Here is a 20,053-nt window from a genome sequence, read left to right as displayed (position 1 = left end):
TGGCCAGCCCCTGCACCGGGGCAAGCCTGGCGGCGCGGCGGGCCGGGACGATCGAGGCGGCCAGCGCCGCCGCCACTGACACGGCGATGACCCCGGCCAACTGCAGCCACGGGATGGAGACGCTCAGGGCTCCAAAGGCCCCCATGACCGACTGGGCGCCGAGCAGGCCGTACGCCGAGCCGAGCAGCACGCCGATCAGCGCCGCCACCCCTCCGATCAGCACGGCCTCGGTGGCCAGCATGGACTTGAGCTGCCCCCGGGTCAGGCCCAGGGCCCGCAACAGCGAGTTTTCCCGGGTTCGTTCGAGCACCGAGAGGCTCAGCGTGTTGGCCACCCCGATCAGGGCGATCAGCACCGCGACGGCCAGCAGGCCCGAGACGATGAGCAGCAGCATGTCGATGACCGTGTTGAACATCTGCTTTTCCATGACCCCGCCGCCCACGGCGTACTCGTCCACGTTCAGCGTGTCCGCCATGTCGGTGGCGAGCGTACGCAGGGCCGCCGCGTCGAGCTGGTCGTCGATATTCAGCCAGAGCACGGTGCGCCCGCTTTCCTCCTGGGCGACGGCTTCCTTGGTTGCTCCCAGGAGCTCGGTCGCGGTGTCCCAGCCAATCACCGGCTGAAGCGCATTGCTCTCGGTGACCAGCATCTTCAGGTTCGCCTTGGTGCCGTCGAAGGAGACGGCGTCCATGGTTTCGCCCTCGTTGCTGGAGCCGACCAGGACCTCCCCGGTGCCGGGGAACTGCTTGCGGCTGTTGAGGACGGTCTTGAGGGTTGCCGGGTCGGTGGCAAAGATTTCCTGCCCGGCTTCCGAGTTGCCCACGGAGGTGAGCTCGGCGAGCCCCTGGACGCCGTCCATGGCCTTGACCTCGGCCAGGTCCTCGGCGGCGAACCCGGCGCCGGGGCCGGAGCCGTAGTCGTTGACCTCGACGTCGACCAGGAATTCGCTGCCGAGCGCCTCGCCGAGGGAAGACTTGGCGGTCTGTGCTCCGACCATCATCATGGACACCAGCGTGACGCCGATCAGCAGGGCGGTGGCGGTGGCGGTGGTGCGGCCGGGGTTGCGGACGGCGTTCAGGCTGGCCAGTTTGCCCGGGACCCGTCCGCCGGAGGTCAGCGAGCCGATCACGGAGACGGCCTTGGGCAGGAAGAGCGAGCCGAGCATCAGCACGCCCGGGAAGGAGAGCAGTCCCCCGCCGAAGGCGATGAGGATGTCTCCCTTCACCGCCCCGTAGGCAAGTGCCGCGGCGCCGGCTGCCACCAGCAGCACGCCGAAGACGATGCGCACCTTCCCGGCCTTGTTGCCGACGGCCGCGTCGTCCGCGGGACGCAATGCGGCCAGCGGGGAAACCGACATGGCCTTGCGCGCCGGCATCCAGGCGGCCACCAGGGTGATGGCGGTGCCGGCCAGGATCGGCAGGAGGATCGCCAGCGGGGTGACGGCGAGCGTCGCGAACGACATTTCCTCCACCGTGCCGGCCAGGATCTTGATCAGCGCCGCCATGATCCCGGTGGCCATCAGCACGCCGAGCACCGAGGCCAGCAGGCCCACCACGAGCGCCTCGACGAGCACTGAGGAACGGATCTGGGCGCGCACCGCACCCAGGGTGCGCATCAGTGCAAGCTCGCGGGTGCGCTGGGCGATGAGCACGGCAAAGGTGTTCATGACCACCAACCCGGTGACCACCAGGGCGATGAGCGCGAAGACCAGCAGCACGATGGTCAGCTGGTCGTTGCCGCCGGAGAACGCGGCGATGTCATCGACGATCTGCTCGTCGGGCGTCGTGACTTTGAAGTACTTCAGGCCCGTGGCCTCAAGCGAGGCGGCGATCGGCGCCTTCAGCCGCTGCAGGTCCACCCCGTCGTTGGCCATCAGGATGATGTTGCCGAAGCTTGCGTCCCCCGGACCCGAGAGCGAATCGAGCAGGGACTGGCTGACGGTGAGGTTCATGGCCGAGCCGGTCAGCGGGTCGTTGGAGGCGAGGGTGATGCCGGTGACCTTCGCGTGCCGGCTGATGTTCTTGCCCTCTTCGGTGGTGGTTCCCACGTCGAGAACGTCGCCGAAGGAAATGTTGTATTCCTTCGCGTAGGTGGCGTCGACGGCCACCTGTTCGCTGGCGGTGGGAAGGGCCCCGGATTCAAGCACCGTGGTGCTCAGTCGCGCGTCCTTGGCGGCGGTCTTCGCCAACGCGTAGTATTCGCGGCTCCCGGCGTGGACGTTGACCCCGATGTTGGTGACGCCGTGGACTGCCGCCACGCCGGCGGTGTCTTCAATGGCCTTCAGCGCCTTGGAACCCAGCGCGTAGGTCTCGGGCTTGGAGTCGTCGCCCTCGGCGTAATCGGCGTTCTGGTCGCTCCCGACCACCAGGTCGGAGCCGGCATAGGAGGAACCGATGCTGTTTTTCAGGGTTTCGGTGGCCGAGGCATTGACCATGAGGGTGGCGGCCAGGAAGGCCGTGCCGATCATCACCGCGAGGGTGACCGCGATGAAGCGGCGTGAGTATGCCTTGAGATTGGCAAAAGCTAGCTGCAGCAAGGTTATGCACCCAACCCGGAAAGCGCCTGGGTTACCGAGTCGACGGTCGGGTCCTCGAGCTGGCCGACCAGTTCGCCGTCCTTCATCAGGAGCACGGTGTCGGCGTAGGAGGCTGCGACGGCGTCGTGCGTGACCATGATGATGGTCTGGCCCATCTCGCGGGTGGAGGAACGCAGCAGCGAGAGCACCTCGGCTCCGGTGCGCGAGTCCAGGTTGCCGGTGGGCTCGTCCCCGAAGACCACCTCGGGGCGGGTGAGCAGGGCGCGGGCGACGGCCACGCGCTGCTGCTGGCCGCCGGAGAGTTCGTGGGGCTTGTGGTTCAGGCGGTCGGTCAATCCGAGGGTGGTGACGATGGTCTGCAGCCACGCCTTGTCATGCTTCTTGCCGGCCAGGGCCAGCGGCAGCAGGATGTTGGCTTCCGCGGTGAGCGTGGGGACCAGGTTGAAGGACTGGAAGACGAAGCCGACCTTTTCGCGGCGCATCTTGGTCAGTGCATCGTCGTTCAGCTTCGAGATGTCTGTCCCGCCGATGAAGATCTGCCCGCCACTGGCATCGTCAAGGCCTGCCAGGCAGTGCATGAGCGTGGACTTGCCGGAACCCGAGGGGCCCATGATGGCGGTGAACTTGCCGCGGGCGAAGGATACGTCGACTCCGCGCAGCGCCTCGACGCGCGTGGTTCCTTCGCCGTAGATCTTGGTCAGGCCCGTCGCGTGGACAGCGAAATCGGTGCTGGTGTGTGGTGCAGTAATGGTCATGGTTCCACGTTATGTTGCCACTGTATGGTTTTGGATCATCCTCAGGGACTCTTTTATCCAGCACTTAGTTCATACCCGGGTATGAGACAGCAGGCTCACAGGGTCCGCCGATACGCTGTTATGCCTATGCTCTATTTCGCCGTCCCCACCGTTGCCCTGCTTATTACGCTTGGCTTTGCCGCCAGCATTGCCTTGCTGGCCGTGCTTTTGTGGTTCGCTGCCCGTGGCAATGTGCGGGCCACACGCAGGGTGCTGCTCGTGGCGATTCCCGTGTGGGCCGTGGGCCTGGCCATTGCCGTGCTGCCCGCCGCTCCCCTGCCGGACCCTTCGATTCCTGCCGGTACCTTCAATTGGATTCCGTTCCTGGCGCACCGGGAACGCGACCTGGGTGTGGAGATGCTGGCGAACCTCGGGCTCTTTGCCCCGCTGGGATTGATGTTGGCCTTTTATTGGCGTCGATTCGCGGTGCTGAAAACCGCCCTGTTGGTGTTGGGCTTGTCGATCTGCGTTGAAGCCACCCAGCTGGCGCTGCGCAACAATCGCGCCTCGGACATCACCGATATCTTCACCAACACGGCCGGCGGTTTTATTGCGGCAGTGATCGGGTGGGCACTGGTGTCCCTCGCCGGAAGCAGGCAGGGCACGGCCGCTGCATCCGTCCCGGAGTCACTTCTCGAGAGGTAGCACCGTGCAGTCCACCTTCACCGGGTCGAAGGTGTCCCACAGCAAGCCAGCCTCAAGACACGCGGCCTTGACCGCCCGGACCTGTTCCACCTGCGGATCTGCATTATCCATGCGGATCTCTAACGTGATGCCGGTGCCGCTGCTCGGCAGGACACGAACGATGCGCACCGAGTCGATGCCGTCAGCCGACCCGTGATGATCCCTTCACGTTCGTCTTGGCTCAGGCTGTTCACATAGATCCAGTCGCCAATGACCAAAAAGGGCGCCGGCGGGTTCTTCACCAGCAGCGCCGTCATTCCGACGATGATGCCGCCAACCAACAGCGACAGGCAGGCAACCACCGCTCACAAAAGCCACAGTGCTCTGCGATTCGTCATGGGCCAAGCCTGACACACCGAGCTCCACGACCCTTGCCGCGTTCACGGAATGCACCATGCCAGAGGGACGTTACTCGTGGCCCCGTGCGAAGATGCGTCTTGGATTCCTGGTTTTGAAACCATGAACAGGATCATCGAAACTTCCAAACCCTGGCCGAGTTCCAATCGTGACGCGGACAAAGCCAATCAGCTACTCCATTTAGGGTCGTGCTCCGACGGTTCACGTGATAATGCCGATAGACTGGGCTGAATTTCCGATTGTTTGGCTTGGAGAACCCGGTTTGGCTTTGAATATGTCTTTCCAGTCGCAGATCTATCGCTCCTTGCCTGATTTGGAACGTTCCGATGCCATCGTCAACCGCATCTCCAAGGCGATCACGCTTGGCATGCTGCGCGTCGGGGAACGCCTGCCCAACGAGATCGAGATGTCCGAGATGTTCGGCGTGGCAGCAGCCACCCTGCGGGACGCCCTCGCCGTATTGCGCGACCAGGGAATCGTCGAGACCAGACGCGGTCGAAGCGGCGGGACATTCATCCTGAAACAACCGCAATTCCAGCCGGAGGCCATGCGTGAGTGGCTGATGTCCACCTCGATTGCCGAGATCCGGGATCTAGGCGACGAACAGTCAGCCATTGCCGCTGCCACAGTGCGCTTGGCGTGCGACCGGGCCGAGCCGCATGAATTGGAGAGACTGCAGGACATGGCCCGCTCATTGGTCTTGGCCGAAGGCGCCCAGGCCAGGGCACGGGCAGACAGCCGCTTTCACATTGAATTGGCTGTGACCGCCCAATCCACCCGACTGGCAAATGCCGAAATCCGGTTGCAAGCCGAAACGGTTGAGGTTTTGTGGTCCCCGTTGGTCGATGAGTTTGACGCAGAGCGGGCCACCGCGGAACACCTGGCGCTGGTGCGTGCAGTGTCCGAAAACCGCAGTCATCAAGGGCAACAATTGGTGATTGACCATATCCGGCGCAGCACGCACCATCTCATTGATACGAAGCTGGCCCTGAGCTACTCAACCGACGTGAAGGACAACCAATGAGTCTCTCCCCACCAGCAGCCGCAGCTTTGGGATCCATTTCCGCTTGGTTTAACGAAGCGTCGGCGGCCACCTACGCGATGGCCGCCGCGGTCACCGAATTGCTCACTCACGAGCTTGCCCCGGGATCACTTGTCACGAAGAACGACCTCGCCGGACTGAAGGCTCTCGCCTCCGATTTCCTGCAACTGCACCCGTACGCCGTTGGATCCGGGGCAACATTCTCTTCGGCTCGGATGAGCGAGGGACAAGGCGTCCTCGAGTGGTGGACACCTGCACCGAACGGGGCCGAAAAGCTGGTTTTTGACCTCGACCCGGGCGGCGAGCGGTTCTACGACTACGAGCACCTTCCCTTTTTCAGCGCCGCGGAAAGAACCGGCGAGGTAACTATCTGGGGACCGTACGTCGATTATTTGGGATCGGACGAATACATCCTCACGCACACCGCCCCGTTCGAAATCCATGGGGAATTCGCGGGGGTTGCCGGCTATGACGTGACAGTTCGGGCACTGGAAGAAATCTTCCTACCCGCATTGCGTTCGATCCCCGGCCATGCGGCCCTACTTAACTCCAGCGATCGGGTCATCATCGGCAACTCCGGTGCTTACCTCGTGGGAGAAAGGATCAAGGCAGCGCCCAGCGAAAGCCGGATCGTTCCCTTGGAAGTCCCGCACCTGGGCCTGTCCATGTTGGTTCCTGCGTAGCCGCGTGGCGGGTCGAATACACTTCTACCCGCCACGCGCATCAGGCAGTTTGCACGTGCTGAGCCAGTTGCAGGCGCCGCAGAACGCCCTGTTCCACCAGGGCTCCGAAGATCGCGCGGCGGTCTTCAGCGGATCCGTCCCGGTCTTCCGGATGCCATTGCACGGCCACGGCCCAGGTTTTCCCGGGGTGCTCGGTGCCCTCCACGATCCCGTCGTCGGCCACGGCGCTGACGATCAAGTCAGTGGCCACTCGGTCCACGGCCTGGTGATGACCGGAACGCACTGTGACTCGCCCACGGCCCAGGATCCCGTGGATCTTGCTGCCTTCGGCCAGAGTCACCCCTTCGTCGAGGAACATCGGCTGGCCGGATTGCCCCTGGTGCAGGGTCGAGGGAACGATGTCCGGCACCAATGTCCCGCCGAGTGCCACGTTCAAAAGCTGGGATCCCCGGCAGATGGCAAGCATCGGCTGGTCCTTCTCCAGGGTCCGATGGATCATGGCGATGCAGAATTCATCGGCAGTGCGGTCCACCCCGTAGGCCTTGGGGATCGGCCCTTGAAGTTCGTACAGTGACCCGTCCACGTCGCCGCCGCCGAGAAACAGCACGGCGTCGGCTTCCTCGGCGGCCAGCGCTGCCTGTGGGTCCGCCGCGGAGCTGTCGATCAGGACAGCGCGGGCACCGCTTTCCAGCAATTGGTCGAAGGCACTGCGAGTAAAGTCGCGCATGATCCTGTGGCTTTCGCCAACCATGCCCGGGAAAGTCAGTGAGACCACCACTGCCACCAGCGGAGCATCGGGGGGAAGCAAGTCGAACCCTTCCGGGATGACTTCTTCCAGGGTCAACACCCGGTCTTCTCGTGGATCGGTACTCATAAACTCAAAACCTCCAAGGTGTTCGTCTGCTCGCGGGGGGACGCCGTGGCCCGGCGGGTTCGGGCTGCCTCGACGACCCAGCTGAAAAGTGCATGATCGGTGGCCGATGCCTCGGCCAAATCCTCGGGATGCCATTGGACTGCCAGCAGCGATGCGTCCGGAACCTCCAGCGCCTCAACGACTCCGTCCGGCGCCCTGGCGGCAACCCGCAACCCCGCTCCGATGCGGTCGACCGCCTGGTGATGGTACGAGGAGGTGCTCACGGGGGCATGCCCCAAGACCGAGGCAAGGAGCGTGCCGGGCTCGCAGGTCACCTGGTGCTCGGCACCGCGGTGCTGGATCTCGCCGGGTGCCAAATGTCCCACCAGTGTTCCGCCGTGGACGACATTGAGCAATTGCATGCCCCGGCAGATGGCCAGGGTTGGGATCCCTGAATCGAGGCAGGCCTGCAGGAGGCCTGCCTCGTAGTCGTCCTGTCCCGCGTGGTCGGCCGGCCAATAGTGCTCGTCCGGCTCGCTTCCGTAGCGGCGCGGGTCGATGTCGGCGCCGCCGGCAATGACCACCCCGTCCAGTCGGGCGAGCTGGGCGGCCGCCGACTCGCTGCTGCCCGGAAACAGGACCACGGGTTCCCCGCCGGCCCGGTCGATGCCGGCCAGCACCCCGACGGCCACTGCGGCCCCAGCGAAGCGCATGCCCTGCACCTTGGCCGACCACATGCCCGGAACGCCTATCAGCGGGCGGCGGGCGGCCCTTGGACCGCCAGTCATGCCCGGCTGCCCGCGATTGCCTCGAGGCTGTGCCCCAACGGAAAATCGAGCGTTGGCATCCAGGTGTCCCACACCTCGCGCAGGCTGCCGTCGGCAATCACGGCAGCCAGTGCCACGTTGAGTTCCTCGCGCAGGAAGAGGTTGTCCTTGGCGACCCCGATCCCCCACGGGTTGCGGGTTGCCACGGTGAAGGCCACGTCGTAGCGCGGGTCATCCCCCAGGGGCACCAGCACCACATCGTCATCGACCATGGCATCGACGCTCGATTCGGCGACCGCAGCCAGCATGTCTTCGTAGACGGTGTCCCCGCTGAAGGGAACGATGATCGCACCCTCGAAGGTCCGTGCCAATGCCATGTTGGCGCTGCCGTCGATGGCGGCCACCCGGTACCCGACCAGGTCGGCCGCGGTGCGTGCAAGGTCTCCCTTGCGCACCAGCACCGTTTCATCGAAGACCGCATACGGGCGGGTGAAATCCACGACGGCCTGGCGTTCGGGAATGATGCCCTGTCCGCACCACACCGCATCCACCTGGTGGTCGCGTACCGCGGGCAGCATCTCGTCCCATCCCATGACGACCCACTCGATGTTCCTGCCCATGCGCGAGGCAATAAGCTCGGCGGCGGCCGGTTCGTAGCCGGTGCGTTGGCCGGTGCCATCGATCAGCGAAAAGAGCGGGGGTGCGACCGCGTCGATGCAGGCCAGTTTGAGCGTTGTCATTACGGCATCGTCTCCCAGTACATTTCGCGGTCCCATTCGGTGATCGAGCCACAGTAGCGGGCCCATTCCTCTTCCTTGAGCTTGGTGTAGATCGACACCAGGTCCGCCGGCAGCTGCGAGGTCAGGTAGGTGTCCGAGACGAACGCCCCAATGGCGTCGCCGAGGGTCAGCGGCAACTGGGCACCGAGCGCCGGCGCGCTGTCGCAGGCCTCGTCGGGAGCGCCCGGTTCAAGCTTGCGGTTGATCCCGTCCTCCATCGAGGCGATGAGCAGCGTGTGGGACAGGTAGGGGTTGACCGCGGCGTCCGGCACCCGGTATTCCATCCGGCCGTTGGCGGAGATGCGGATCAGGCAGCCGCGCGAGTCAAGGCCCCAGTTGGCGGTGGAGGGAGCAAATTGCCCGGCGTCCCAGAACCGCTTGTAGGAGTTCACGGTGGAGGCCATCACGGCCATGGATCCCTGGGCGTGGGCCAGCATGCCGCCAATGGCGTGCCGGGCGGTTTCCGAGACATGCAGTTCCACGCGTCCGGCGTCCTCGATGACGTTGGTGTCCCCGTCCCAGAGGCTGAGGTTGTGGTGGCAGCCGTTGCCCATCTGGCCGTTGTAGGGCTTGGGCATGAACGAGGCAGTGACACCGAATTCGCGGGCGACCTGCTTGCAGATCTGCCGATAGGTGACCAGCCGGTCGGCGGTGTTCTCCACGCGGTCATACATCCAGTTCAGTTCGAGCTGTCCATCGTCCTCGTAGTCGCCCTCGATCATGTCCAGGCCCATGGCCTTGGAGTAGGTGACAAGCTTCTTGTAGATCGGGCGCATGCGCTCGAGGTTCTCGACCTGGTAGGCGGGGCTGGAACCGGGCCGCTTGACGACCTCCAGGCCGGGTCCTTCCCAGGTCATTTCCGGTTCGGTGCCCGAGCGCACCTCGAATCCGGTGCGTTCGGTGAACGCTGCGTGGGTCCGGGCCAAGAGTGAACGCGTGTCGATGGCCAGCGGGCGGCCGCCGACCTCCGGCAGGTGCGGGGGTTCGTAGGCGGTGCAAAAGATGCGGGCGACCGAGGTGTCCCAGGGCAGCACCACGAAGGAGTCGGGCTCCGGCAGCGCCCAGAATTCGCGGGCCTCGATGCCGCCGCCAATCAGGTTGCCGTGGCGGTCGTTTTGCAGGTCGGAGAGCGCTGTGCGGTGGAAGGCGATGCCCTTTTCCAGGTTGCGGCGGAAGTGGTTGGCCGGGACCATCTTGGCGACCACGCGCGAGCCAATGGTGGGCAGCGCGTAGTAGATGTACTCGACACCGGCGGCCTGGATCTTCGCCGCGAGGTCCTTGACGATCTGGGGTTCGAGGTTGCGGGCCTGGTGCCGGGAAAAGGCTTCGCGGTCCAGCATGGTGTCGGATTCGGTTCTCAGTGCTTGCAAGGTCATGGGACTCAACTCGTTTCTTCTGGAAGTCTTAGTTGGTGACAAGTGCGCCGGCATCGAGCACCAGCTGCCGGTAATGCAAGTGCCGCGATGCCGGCAGGCCGGCGTTGACGACGCCTATGAGCGTGTTCCCGCGGTAGTAGCCCACCGCGACTCCCTCCTGGGGCTGGCCGGGATCGCCCTCCAGGATTCGGGTTTCCTCGGCGCGGGCAGGGGAACCGACGCCGTTGATCCGGGTTCCGAAGATGTCGGTCCAGAATGACGGAAGCGGGGCCGGGGCTTCTGCCGGCGCCCGGCCGGCGATCCCGGCGACCAGAGCGGGGGCCGCAATCTTCGCGGTGTCGGTGGGCGTCGCCCAGTGTTCCACTCGCCGGGCCGGAAGCCCGTTGCGAACATCGGGGTAACGCGCAATGTCACCGACGGCGACGACGCCTGGCACCGGTTGCCCGTCGGCTGCCAGGACCCGCAGGTTCCTGTCGCATTCCACACCGTCGCCGAGGTCCAGTCCGTTTCCCTGCAGCCATTCGACATTGGCATGGGATCCCACGGCCTCGATGATCACCTCTGCGGACACCCTGCTGCCGTCGGAAAGCTCGATGCCGGTGCAGGATCCATCTCCCCGGTAGGCGACCACGGAGACCGCCGCCCGGCAGTCCACACCGCGGCGCGAGAGCATCTCCCGCACCCCGGCGGAAAGTGCCGATCCCAGAGGTCGCTCCATGGGGCCGGTGCGTCCCTCCACGAGGGTCACCGCGCAGCCCAGCGAGGCCGCGGTGGCCGCGCTTTCGCATCCGATGAAGCCCGAGCCGATGACCCCGACCCGGGTTCCCGGCAGCAGCACCGCGTGCAGGGCCAGGGCATCGTCGATGCTTCGCAAGACGTGGCGCCCGTCCAAGGGTCCGGGGACCGCAACCCGGGCCGGACGCAGCCCCGTGGCAATCACCAGTCCGTCGAAACCGAGTTCCTCCCCGTCTTCGAGGGTGATGGTTCGGTCGGCGAGGTTGGAGGCGGTGATGCGGGTTCCCAAACGCCACTGGATTCCGGTGGCACTGCGCCGCGGCCTGAAGGCCAGCTTGGCAAGTGCCTCCTGGGGGGTTCCTGGTGCGGCCAAGACCTCCTTGGAGAGCGGTGGCCGGTTGTAGGGCGGATGGTCTTCCTCCCCGATGACCAGGATTTCGCCCTCCCAGCCGGTTGCCCGCAGCTGTTCGGCGGCGCGTAGTCCCCCGAGCGAAGCGCCGGCGACGATGATCCGCTGGCCCATGGCTAGTCCTTCACGAAGATGGCTTGGACCGGACACACATCGATGGCTTCCTCGACTTCGTCCAGCAATGAATCGTCGAAGATTTCCTCGAATTCAAGGACTCCTTCGTCGTTCATCGAGAAGACTTTCGGGGCGGCGATGGCGCACTGGCCATGGTTGTCGCATAGTTTACGGTCGACGGTGATTTGTGCCATGGTGGAGCTCGTTTCCTTGGTGCTGGTGATGATGTGGGGCGGTGGGCGGGGCTTAGCGACGCTTGGTGAATCCGATGGGAAGCCGGATGGGGCCGGTGTTGCCCGAGTCGGGCAGCCATTCGTCCCCGCCGGTCAGGTGTGGGTTGGCAAGCCGGCTGGCCAGCAGCGGCAGTGCTTCACTCATGTCGGCGCGGGCCACGAAGTGCCCGAGACAGTGGTGCACTCCCCCGCCGAAACCGTAGTGGGCGGGGTGCTCGCCAAGCAGGTCCAGTTCGGGGTTGGGGAACGCGAGAGGGTCGGTGCCGGAGGCCTGGGTAAACAGGTGCACGGTGGTGCCGGCGGCGATCTCAAGTCCCTGGTAGGTGAAGTCCTCGACGGCCTCGCGGGTCACCCAGGTGACTGTCGGGTTGATGCGCATGACCTCCTCGACGGCCTTGGCCCCGAGCTCCGGTCGTTCGGCGAGCAATTCCCACTGCCCCGGGTTGCGCATGAAGGATTGCATGGCCAGGCCCAGCTGGTTCCGGGTGGTGTCCATGCCCCCGAAGATCAGCAGCACCAGGGCGTTGCGGAGTTCCTCGTCGTTGAGCTTGTCGCCATCCCGGCTGGCCAGGACCAGCCGGGAGACGAAGTCCTCGCCCGGGTTGGCTTGGCGGTCCTTGATGAGGTCCTCGGCGTAGGCGTAGAGCTCGGCCACTGCCGCGTCGACCTTGTCCAGGTCCTGTTTGAAGGTGACGCCCAGTGCCAGTCCGATGGTGGAGGCAAGCCGGGCAATGGTTGGCCATTCGCTTTCCGGGATGCCCAACAAGATTGTCAGCACGCGGGTGGCGTACGGTTCGGCGAAATCTCCGATGAACTCGCAGGAACCACTGTCGATGAAGTCGTCGATGAGTTCGTTGGCCAGCACCTGGAAGCGTGGAACCAGGTCCTTGATCAGCCGCGGGGAAAAGGCCGGGTTGAGCAGGCGCCGGATCCGGTGGTGGTCCTCTCCCTCCAACACGAGCAGATTCTTGGTCCACCAGTCAAAGAACAAGCCGCCATGCACGCCGTTGTGCGCGGGCCACTTGGCACTGCCCTGGATGAGCTTGGGGCTCTTGAGCAGCTTGCTGACTTCGTCATAGCGCAACACGGCGATGCCGTAGTTGGTTTTCGCATACCAGCTGGCCTCGCGGGCGTTCCGGAGCTCTTCGGACTGCATGGCGAAGCTCGGATCCGAGATGTCGAGATAGGGGACGTTGAGTTGGTTCGGGGCGGTTTCGACACTCATGGTGCGATCCTCTCGTCGTGGTATTGGTCTACTTTGGGCGCTTGGCCGGCAGTTGATGGTGGTTGCGTGGTTTCAGCTGCCGCCGGCGGAAACCCGGGTGTTGATGGCATCGGCGGCGGGGGCGTTTCCCTTGAGGTGGGGTTTGCGAAGCGCCAGGTACAGGCCCCCGATTCCCAGGACGAAGATCGAGGAAATCAAGACGATGTAGTTGGCGAACCATCCCGCTTCCGGTGTCCGCGGCCAGGCCATGTTGATCATGCCCAGGACGCCCCACAGCAGGGCCATCACGCTGACCGGAATGCCCCAGCGACCAAGCTGGTACTTGCCTGCCGGCTTCCAGCCCTTGAGCCTGGCCCGCAGTGCGGCCAGCACGACCATTTGGAAGCCGAGGTACATGCCCATGGCGGCGAAGGAGATGATGGCGACCAGCGCATCTTCGGAGATCTTGGAACCGATCACGACCAGCGCGGGGAACACACCGGCGATCAGCAGTGCGTACGGCGGAACGTGGCGGCGATCGCTGAATCGGCTGAGCAGCGAACTGAATGGCAGGATCCCGTCGCGGGCCATGGAGTAGGTCAGGCGGCTCGCGGCAGCCTGCAGGCTCAAGACGCACGAGACGAAGGAAATCAGGACCACCCCGAGCACGATCCTGTATCCAACCGGGCCAAATGCCGCCATCAGCACACCAACGAGCGGGTCGGAGTCGGCACCCGAAATCACTGCACCGAAGTCGGGGACGGCGAGAATGAGCGAGAGGCAGACGAACATCGCTGCCGCTCCACCGATGTAAATGGTCATGCGCATGGCCTTGGGGATGGTGCGGCCGGGGTTCGGGACTTCTTCCGCCACGTCTCCGCAAGCCTCAAAGCCGTAGTACTGGAAAATGCCTATCAGTCCGGCGGCCGCGAAGGCCACGAAGTAGTCGGAACCCTCACCGGCGCCGAAGGTGTCAAAGAGGACGCCCAGGTCATGGTTGCGGTGGCCGATAATCAGCCAGAGGCCGACGACGACGGCGCCGCCGAGTTCTGCGATCAGGCCGAGCATGGCGACCTTGTTCAGGACGCCGGTGCCGAGGAGGTTGAGGCAGGTTGCCAGCGCGATAATGACCAGCGCCGCCAGAATGGTCGCGTCGACGCTGCTTTCCAGTCCGAGGAATGCAGCAAGGTACGGGCCCGCGCCGTATGCCACGGAGGCAATCGTCGTCAAAAGCGCGACAAGGTAAACCCAGCCATTCATCCAGCCCCACTTTCGGCCCCACAGGCGTCGGGACCACGGGTAGACCCCGCCGGCCACAGGGTAGTTCGACACGATTTCGCCAAAGACCATGGCGACGAACATCTGCCCGGCTCCCACGATGAGCAATGACCAGAACATCGGGGGCCCGGCGGTGCCCAAAGCGATCGCGAAGAGGGAATAGATTCCCACCACTGGCGATAAGTAGGTGAATCCCAGCGAGACGTTCCCCCAGAACGTCATTTCGCGCTTGAACTGGGTTTCATACTCGTAACCGAGAGCTGCCAAATGTGCGGCGTCCTCGTCATGCGTGTGCGATGAGGCCTCAGGTACATTACGTGACTCTATGGACACGACGTCTCCTTGTTGGATTTCGATGAATTGATCGAGTGAACAGAGCCACGCACCATTGTGACTTCCATCACGTGGCTTCCGATAAACAAAAACTCTAGCGTTGAATGATTTAGAGCACAAGCCCTCGAACAAGATTCCCCAAGAGAGCCAGTGGACCGTCAACGTCCACAATTTGGGCAAAGTGGCCTATAAATCACGGGCTTCAAGGTCGAAGGCTTGACATTATGTTCACGCGAAGACAATGGCACAAAGTGATGCCCCTCGGCTTATTACCTACATTTCTAAATGTAAAATTTGGACATCGAACGCCATTGCCCGGCCGCCGCTGGGCCCTATTGAGCCGAGGAAGCCCGGTCATGGGCACATGGGTGACGAGCCGACAAAACAAAAGCGCTCGTGGTCCAGTTTCAAAAAACTGGACCACGAGCGCTTCGCTCGATGCCCGACGTCCCGTCAGGCGGGTTGGCAGCGGAACAGCTAGTCGTGCCGCTCATGCTCCGGGGCCTGGTGGCTGTGGGACTCGATCTGGAACGTCGAATGCTCGATGCTCACCTCGAAGTGCTCGGCCACGCACGACTGCAGTTCACCCAGCAGGGTGGCCGCGGCGCCGGTGTGGAACGCCTCGTCTTCCACCACGACGTGTGCCGAAAGGATGGGCAGGTTCGAGGCGATCTGGCTGGCGTGCAGGTCATGGACCGCCAGCACCATCGGGTGTGCTGTCAGGTGGGCCCGGACATCTTCCAAGTCAAGCCCCTTGGGCGTGGATTCCAGCAGGATGTGTGTGGTCTCCCCGAGCAGCTTCAGCGCGCGCGGGATGATCAGCGCTGCTATCAACATGGCGGCGATCGAGTCCGCCTGCATCCAGCCTGTCGTTGAAATGACGATCGCCGAGATGATCACGGCAACGGATCCCAGGGCGTCGTTGACGACCTCCAGGAAGGCGGCACGCATGTTCAGGTTGTCGTCCTTGCCGGAAGCCAGGATCAGCATCGAGGCGACATTGCCGAGCAGGCCGATGATGCCAAAAACCAGCAGACCGCCGCCGGAGATTTCCGTCGGTTCGAAGAGGCGGCGAACGCCGTCGATCAGCGCATAGACACCCACACCGAGCAGCAGTGTCGACTGGAGGGTCGCGGAGAGCACCTCCGCCCGGCGGAAGCCCCAGGTGCGTTTGGCCGTGGGCTTTCGCATGACCAGCGTGGCCGCGGTCAGCGCCAGCAGCAGGCCGGTGGAATCGGTGAGCATGTGCGCTGCGTCAACGAGCAGCGCCAACGAGTTGGTGAGAAATGCACCGATCACCTCGGTGATGAGGATCGTCGCGGTGATGCCAAAGGCCCAGGCAAGCTTCTTTCGGTTGGTGGTTGCCGAACCGTGGTCGTGGTCGTGGCTCATCGGCGCGCTCCTTCCGGCACATGGGAAGGACCATGGACCGCAGTGAAGTCATGCGTGTCCAGTTCATGGCCTTCGCTAATGCCGATGTAGTCGTTCGCATCCCCCAGCAGATCCTGCAACAACTGCGGGTTTGCCAGCGAGAACATGCTGGCTCGGCCCTGTGCCCGCGAGGTCACCAGGCCGCAGTCACGCAAGCAGGAAAGGTGGGCACTCACGGTGCTCTGGGCCAGGCCCAGGTGCTCGGTGAGTTCCTTGACCTTGTGCTCGCCGGTGCGCAGGTGTGCCAGGATCATCAGGCGCGTGGGATCGGCCAGGCCGTGGAAGAGGGCCGCCGCTGCGGCATGGCTTTCAAGGGCGTCATGGCGTTCGTGGTCCGCCCGATCTAGCATCGTCATATTACGATGATAGCGATTTTTGGCGATAAAGCCAACGGGGAAAAGCCGTGGCAGGATTGGACCATGAGCACCGGAATAATCGTTGGCGAAGACAGCCTTGCCCGACCGTCCTGGGCGGCGACTGATCCGATGATGCGCACGTATTACGACACCGAGTGGGGAATGCCGGTGCGTGACGAGCACGGCGTCTTTGAGCGGCTGAGCCTCGAGGCGTTCCAAGCCGGGCTGTCCTGGGCCACCATCTTGCGCAAGCGCGAGAATTTCCGCGAGGCCTTCGCCGGGTTCGACCCGGAGGTCATTGAAGGCTTCGGCGATGCGAAGGTCGAGGAGCTGCTGGGCAATGCAGGGATCATCCGCAACCGCGCCAAGATCCTGGCGACCATCAAGAACGCGAAGGCCACCATCGCCCTGCGCGAGGACGGCGGCCTGGCCGAGTTCATCTGGTCGTTCCAGCCCGATTCCACCCCGGCACCAAACGTGCTGGAAGACATCCCCACCACCAGCCCCGAATCCGTGGCACTGTCAAAGGCGCTGAAGAAGCGCGGCTTCGCTTTCGTGGGACCAACGACCATGTTTGCGCTCATGGAGGCGCTGGGCATCGTGGACACGCACCTGTTGGGCTCCCACCGGCGCGGCACCTCGGGCATCTGGCCGGCATGAGCTCGCGCTTCCTGAAGTCCAACGGCTTGTTGGACCCCGGGCACATGATGCGGACGCTGGGCATCCATTCGATCGCAACCCTCGACATCCACGAGCCCGCTGCACGGCGGCACAGCCGAGTGGTGTCAATCGATTCAGGCCCGAAGATCGTCGAGCTGGAATTTGCCGAGAACGGCGTGCAACTTACCTGCGCCGAGGCGGACGCACATGACCTCGACCAGCTCGAAAGCATCGTGCGTGCCTGGCTGGACCTGGATTCGGACCTCACGCACGTGCAACGGTATTTCGCCGCAGACGGCTTGCTCGGCCCACTGGTGAGGGCCCGGCCATGGTTGCGCCTGATCGGATACCTCAATGGCTTCGAGGCCGCAGCCACCACGATTCTTGGCCAGCAGGTAACCCTGGCGGCGGGCCGGACCTTTGGCGGACGCTTCGTTGGCGCCTACGGAAGCGACGGGCCTGGGGGCCTGCGCATCTTCCCGACACCCGAGGCGGTGGTTGCGCACGGCGTCGACATCCTGCGCGAAACCATTGGGCTCACCAAGTCCCGGGCGGCCACCTTGTTCGTGATGGCGGAAAGCTTCGCCGCCAAGAAGTTCGCAGGCACACCGGGCATCCCATTGGACCGCACCGAACTTCTGGCACTGCGCGGCGTCGGCCCCTGGACCGCAGACTACCTCCAGATGCGCGGCCGCAGCGATCCGGATGCATTCGTGCCCGGCGACCTGGTCGCGCGGCGGGCGCTGAACCGGATCACCGAACGCGAGGCAGCCAAGTTGGCGGAATCATGGGCACCATACCGGTCCTACGCCATGGTCCATCTTTGGGCTTCAGACCCGATGGCCCCGCTGCCGCCCGCTACCTCCAAGACGGCCGCACGAGCGGACCGGAGTAAACCCGGTCCTCGACCGGACTAGGCGCTGAGTGTCTCCGGGAAGATCTGCCCGATGGGCGACTTCTTTTCGGCCTGGAACTCGTCCTCGGCACGTCCGAACGCCCAGTAGGCGGACAGCGACATGGCCCTGCGGTCCACGCCGCGTTCGCCATTGAGGTAGGCACGCAACGACTTCATGGTTTCACGTTCGCCGTGGGCAAAGACCTGAATCGTTCCCTCGTGCCATGGCGCATCACGCACCACTGCCTCGAGCCGGGTGCCTTCCGGGGTGAAGTAGCCACCGCGGTGCAGCCAGTGGACGTTGACTCCTGCGGGCACGTCCAGCTGGACCTCGTCCTCGGGGCCAGATACCTCAAGGTAGATGTCCCCCACCATGTCCGGGGTCATGTCCTCGACGGCCGCGGAAATCGCCGGAAGAGCGGTCTCGTCCCCGATGAGCAGGTGACGGTCGAATTCCGGGTCTGGCGTGTAGAGTCCGCCCGGGCTGGTGAAGCAGATCAGGTCACCCATCTTGGCGTTCTGGGCCCAGGGGCCTGCCAGGCCTTGGTCACCGTGGATGACGAAGTCGATCTGCACGGTTTGGGCTTCGAGATCCACGTGGCGCAGGGTGTAGGTGCGGCGAACCGGGAAATCTTCCGGAGCCAGCTGCTCGCGCAAGGCGTCAAGGTCAAACGGGGGCACCAGCCCCAGCTCGGGCTTGGCAAAAAGGATCTTGACGTAGCGGTCGGAGACTGCCTTGTCCTGGAAATCTACAAAGCCCGGTCCGCCAAAGGTCAGTCGCATCATGTGGGGACTCAGTCGCTCGCTCGCCAAAACCTCGAGGACTACCTGGGGCCGAACCGGACGTGCCGAACGTTGCGTACTCACTAATTACCACTTTCTTGGATTAGGGAAGGTAAACCTATCCTATTCGACGGAGCATCGACGAAGTCAATGCAGGTAACATTCACCCGACCCGATTCGTTTGAACAAACCACCGGGAATCCGCGAAAGTTGCCCCTCAATCCAGGTGTCGGTCCTGCCAACTGCGCATGATCCACCGTGATTCGACAGCCGTATCCAGCGTCACCACGCCAGTGTTGGCCAGGGGCGTCGGGCGCAGCAGGCCAAGGTCGAAGTTTGTGCTCCGCGAGGCAAGCCAGGTCACCAGCATCGCCGCGTGGCTGACCACGACTAGTTTCCCGGTCCCCGCGGCTCGGGCCTCCTCGATGACCGTGTTGAAGCGGTCCAGTGCGGTGTGCGCATCCTCGCCACCTGCAACCTTCGCGGCCAGGTCGCCGGAGAGCCAGCGGAAAAACACGTCGCGGTAGGCGAGCTGGGCTTCGGGGTCGTTGCGCATTTCCAGTTCCCCTGCGGAGATCTCGCTCAACCCCGCGTGCTCGGCCAGGACCAGGCCGCGCGATTCAGCCAGGGGCGTGGCGGTCATCTTGGCACGCAGCAACGGCGAGGAGTAAACCGCGTCGACGTCCTCGGCGCCGAGCCGTTCCACGAGTGCCCGCACCTGGGCGAGTCCGGTCTCGTCCAGCGGCGCACCGGGGGCCGCGGTGTCCAGCGCCTGCGCCACGTTCGAAGCGGTCTGCCCGTGGCGGATCAAGATGAGTCTCATTCATTAACTCTAAATCGTCTCCGGTGTTTTGGTACGATGAAACCAGCTTCACGAGATGCGCGCCAGCTTAGGGCTCCGACCCGGCGCACACACCAACCCCATGCTTCACGGGTGGTTCGGATGACGAAGCGGTCCTGGCAGCAGCCGCTGCCTCGGGGACAAGAGCACACGAAAGGCGCCACCCCTTGCGCGATCAGTCACGTTCGACAGACACCTGCAACTCGTTCCACTCCGGCCACCGCACCAATCCCCGTGCGATCAGGAGCCTGATGACCAGGCCTACCCTGTGGGCCCCGGCGGACGTCGAGGTTGCGATGTCCCCGACCCACGGACTGACGCTGCATGTCTTTGCCGGCGGAACCCACCACCAGGTGTTCGCCCACGACCTTCCGGACATTGCCCAGCTGCTGCGCATTGCGCCGCAACCGGCACCGGGGCTCTCGCTGGGCCGGGTGAATTTCCACAACAACGCGATCGCGCTTCCCGCGGACCCGCGACACAGTGCCGGGCTGCGCTACTTCTCGTTCAGCACCGAACCGCTCTCTGCCTGCAACTTCGACCGCGACGAGACATTGGCCCGGGACTTCGAGTCCCTGACGGGCGACCTGCAACTTTCCTAGGAGCCCGTGCGACGAACCTAGGCCTTGGGCCTAGGTTGGGTGCGGGCTCGTGGGTACGTTGCGGCTGCCGGAATTTCGTTCGTGCCAGGAACTGTAGGCGTCGCGGGGCTGGTATTCCATCGGCAGCCGGCGTTCGGTCCAGTCTTTCGCGGATTCTGCATAATGAGGTAGTCAGTTTGAGGTGCTCGAGGTCTTCGACGATGCGCGGTTCGTCGTCATCCCGCTGGGCAAGGAACATAGGGTGGGCGGGTCTGCAGCAATACGGCGAGCCCAAGCACATCGGTCTTGGGTGGGCAAGCATGTAATTG

The 20,053-nt window shown here is 64.1% G+C and carries 21 protein-coding genes and 1 riboswitch; of the genes, 6 read left to right on the top strand and 15 right to left on the bottom strand.

All coding sequences use genetic code 11. From position 1 onward, the window contains the following. Both ACLQ7E_RS21420 and ACLQ7E_RS21415 read right to left on the bottom strand, forming a co-directional pair. A partial coding sequence (locus tag ACLQ7E_RS21420; protein WP_411734606.1) for an ABC transporter permease occupies positions 1-2,536 on the bottom strand: 2,536 nt, incomplete at its 3' end. Between the two features lie 2 nt (positions 2,537-2,538). Then, entirely contained in the window at positions 2,539-3,291 is a 753-nt protein-coding gene (locus ACLQ7E_RS21415; protein WP_411734605.1) for an ABC transporter ATP-binding protein, read from the bottom strand. Between the two features lie 120 nt (positions 3,292-3,411). Between ACLQ7E_RS21415 and ACLQ7E_RS21410 the strand changes: the two genes are divergently transcribed. Further along, complete coding sequence (locus ACLQ7E_RS21410; protein WP_411734604.1) at positions 3,412-3,975, top strand: VanZ family protein; 564 nt, start codon at positions 3,412-3,414, stop codon at positions 3,973-3,975. Here the strand turns inward: ACLQ7E_RS21410 and ACLQ7E_RS21405 are convergent. Next, positions 3,958-4,143 (bottom strand): hypothetical protein, encoded by a 186-nt coding sequence (locus ACLQ7E_RS21405; protein WP_411734603.1) that lies wholly within the window; start codon positions 4,141-4,143, stop codon positions 3,958-3,960. The two genes, ACLQ7E_RS21410 and ACLQ7E_RS21405, sit on opposite strands and share 18 nt — an antisense overlap. Before the next feature lie 439 nt (positions 4,144-4,582). Between ACLQ7E_RS21405 and ACLQ7E_RS21400 the strand changes: the two genes are divergently transcribed. Together ACLQ7E_RS21400 and ACLQ7E_RS21395 are read left to right on the top strand one after the other, a co-directional pair. After that, positions 4,583-5,395: a FadR/GntR family transcriptional regulator gene (locus ACLQ7E_RS21400; protein ID WP_411734602.1), complete on the top strand. Its 813-nt coding sequence runs from the start codon at positions 4,583-4,585 to the stop codon at positions 5,393-5,395. Next, complete coding sequence (locus tag ACLQ7E_RS21395; RefSeq protein WP_411734601.1) at positions 5,392-6,096, top strand: cache domain-containing protein; 705 nt, start codon at positions 5,392-5,394, stop codon at positions 6,094-6,096. Before ACLQ7E_RS21400 ends, ACLQ7E_RS21395 begins: the two co-directional genes overlap by 4 nt. A 40-nt stretch (positions 6,097-6,136) precedes the next feature. Here ACLQ7E_RS21395 and ACLQ7E_RS21390 read toward each other — a convergent pair whose 3' ends face one another. The 10 genes from ACLQ7E_RS21390 to ACLQ7E_RS21345 all read right to left on the bottom strand — a co-directional run bounded on the left by ACLQ7E_RS21390 (position 6,137) and on the right by ACLQ7E_RS21345 (position 15,964). Further along, positions 6,137-6,970, bottom strand: a complete 834-nt coding sequence (locus ACLQ7E_RS21390) for a gamma-glutamyl-gamma-aminobutyrate hydrolase family protein (protein WP_411734600.1) — start codon at positions 6,968-6,970, stop codon at positions 6,137-6,139. Continuing rightward, positions 6,967-7,737, bottom strand: a complete 771-nt coding sequence (locus tag ACLQ7E_RS21385; protein ID WP_411734599.1) for a gamma-glutamyl-gamma-aminobutyrate hydrolase family protein — start codon at positions 7,735-7,737, stop codon at positions 6,967-6,969. The genes ACLQ7E_RS21390 and ACLQ7E_RS21385 overlap by 4 nt, the downstream gene beginning before the upstream one ends. Continuing rightward, positions 7,734-8,456, bottom strand: coding sequence for an ABC transporter substrate-binding protein (locus ACLQ7E_RS21380; protein ID WP_411734598.1), 723 nt, complete (start codon positions 8,454-8,456; stop codon positions 7,734-7,736). Before ACLQ7E_RS21380 ends, ACLQ7E_RS21385 begins: the two co-directional genes overlap by 4 nt. Then, positions 8,456-9,871 (bottom strand): glutamine synthetase family protein, encoded by a 1,416-nt coding sequence (locus ACLQ7E_RS21375; protein WP_411734597.1) that lies wholly within the window; start codon positions 9,869-9,871, stop codon positions 8,456-8,458. Before ACLQ7E_RS21375 ends, ACLQ7E_RS21380 begins: the two co-directional genes overlap by 1 nt. A 28-nt stretch (positions 9,872-9,899) precedes the next feature. Further along, the gene (locus tag ACLQ7E_RS21370; protein WP_411734596.1) at positions 9,900-11,129 is read right to left on the bottom strand and encodes an NAD(P)/FAD-dependent oxidoreductase; all 1,230 of its coding nucleotides are present in this window, start codon (positions 11,127-11,129) and stop codon (positions 9,900-9,902) included. A gap of 2 nt (positions 11,130-11,131) precedes the next feature. Further along, positions 11,132-11,323 (bottom strand): ferredoxin, encoded by a 192-nt coding sequence (locus tag ACLQ7E_RS21365; RefSeq protein ID WP_411734595.1) that lies wholly within the window; start codon positions 11,321-11,323, stop codon positions 11,132-11,134. A gap of 52 nt (positions 11,324-11,375) precedes the next feature. Further along, positions 11,376-12,587, bottom strand: a complete 1,212-nt coding sequence (locus tag ACLQ7E_RS21360) for a cytochrome P450 (RefSeq protein WP_411734594.1) — start codon at positions 12,585-12,587, stop codon at positions 11,376-11,378. A gap of 72 nt (positions 12,588-12,659) precedes the next feature. Further along, positions 12,660-14,177, bottom strand: coding sequence for an APC family permease (locus ACLQ7E_RS21355; protein ID WP_411734593.1), 1,518 nt, complete (start codon positions 14,175-14,177; stop codon positions 12,660-12,662). 477 nt (positions 14,178-14,654) lie between these two features. Further along, a complete protein-coding gene (locus tag ACLQ7E_RS21350) occupies positions 14,655-15,569 on the bottom strand; it encodes a cation diffusion facilitator family transporter (RefSeq protein ID WP_411734592.1) in 915 nt (304 codons plus the stop codon). Continuing rightward, positions 15,566-15,964 (bottom strand): ArsR/SmtB family transcription factor, encoded by a 399-nt coding sequence (locus ACLQ7E_RS21345; RefSeq protein ID WP_411734591.1) that lies wholly within the window; start codon positions 15,962-15,964, stop codon positions 15,566-15,568. Before ACLQ7E_RS21345 ends, ACLQ7E_RS21350 begins: the two co-directional genes overlap by 4 nt. Before the next feature lie 63 nt (positions 15,965-16,027). On the opposite strand from ACLQ7E_RS21345, the gene ACLQ7E_RS21340 reads away from it, so the two are divergent. Then, positions 16,028-16,624, top strand: coding sequence for a DNA-3-methyladenine glycosylase I (locus ACLQ7E_RS21340; RefSeq protein ID WP_411734590.1), 597 nt, complete (start codon positions 16,028-16,030; stop codon positions 16,622-16,624). Beyond that, positions 16,621-17,541 (top strand): DNA-3-methyladenine glycosylase family protein, encoded by a 921-nt coding sequence (locus ACLQ7E_RS21335; RefSeq protein WP_411734589.1) that lies wholly within the window; start codon positions 16,621-16,623, stop codon positions 17,539-17,541. The genes ACLQ7E_RS21340 and ACLQ7E_RS21335 overlap by 4 nt, the downstream gene beginning before the upstream one ends. Here ACLQ7E_RS21335 and ACLQ7E_RS21330 read toward each other — a convergent pair. Both ACLQ7E_RS21330 and ACLQ7E_RS21325 read right to left on the bottom strand, forming a co-directional pair. Continuing rightward, the gene (locus tag ACLQ7E_RS21330) at positions 17,538-18,386 is read right to left on the bottom strand and encodes a siderophore-interacting protein (protein WP_411734588.1); all 849 of its coding nucleotides are present in this window, start codon (positions 18,384-18,386) and stop codon (positions 17,538-17,540) included. The genes ACLQ7E_RS21335 and ACLQ7E_RS21330 overlap by 4 nt on opposite strands. A 133-nt stretch (positions 18,387-18,519) precedes the next feature. Continuing rightward, complete coding sequence (locus ACLQ7E_RS21325) at positions 18,520-19,125, bottom strand: histidine phosphatase family protein (protein WP_411734587.1); 606 nt, start codon at positions 19,123-19,125, stop codon at positions 18,520-18,522. A 46-nt stretch (positions 19,126-19,171) separates the two neighbouring features. Then, a riboswitch (SAM riboswitch) is annotated at positions 19,172-19,296 on the top strand. A 98-nt stretch (positions 19,297-19,394) separates the two neighbouring features. Here ACLQ7E_RS21325 and ACLQ7E_RS21320 point away from each other — a divergent pair. Then, complete coding sequence (locus tag ACLQ7E_RS21320; protein ID WP_411734586.1) at positions 19,395-19,745, top strand: hypothetical protein; 351 nt, start codon at positions 19,395-19,397, stop codon at positions 19,743-19,745. Positions 19,746-20,053 lie beyond the last annotated feature (308 nt).

Origin of the sequence: Paeniglutamicibacter sp. (assembly GCF_046714615.1) — a bacterium.
Classification (GTDB): Bacteria; Actinomycetota; Actinomycetes; order Actinomycetales; family Micrococcaceae; genus Paeniglutamicibacter.
Note: the sequence above shows the minus strand (reverse complement) of the source record. Positions and strands in the feature narration are given on the sequence as shown.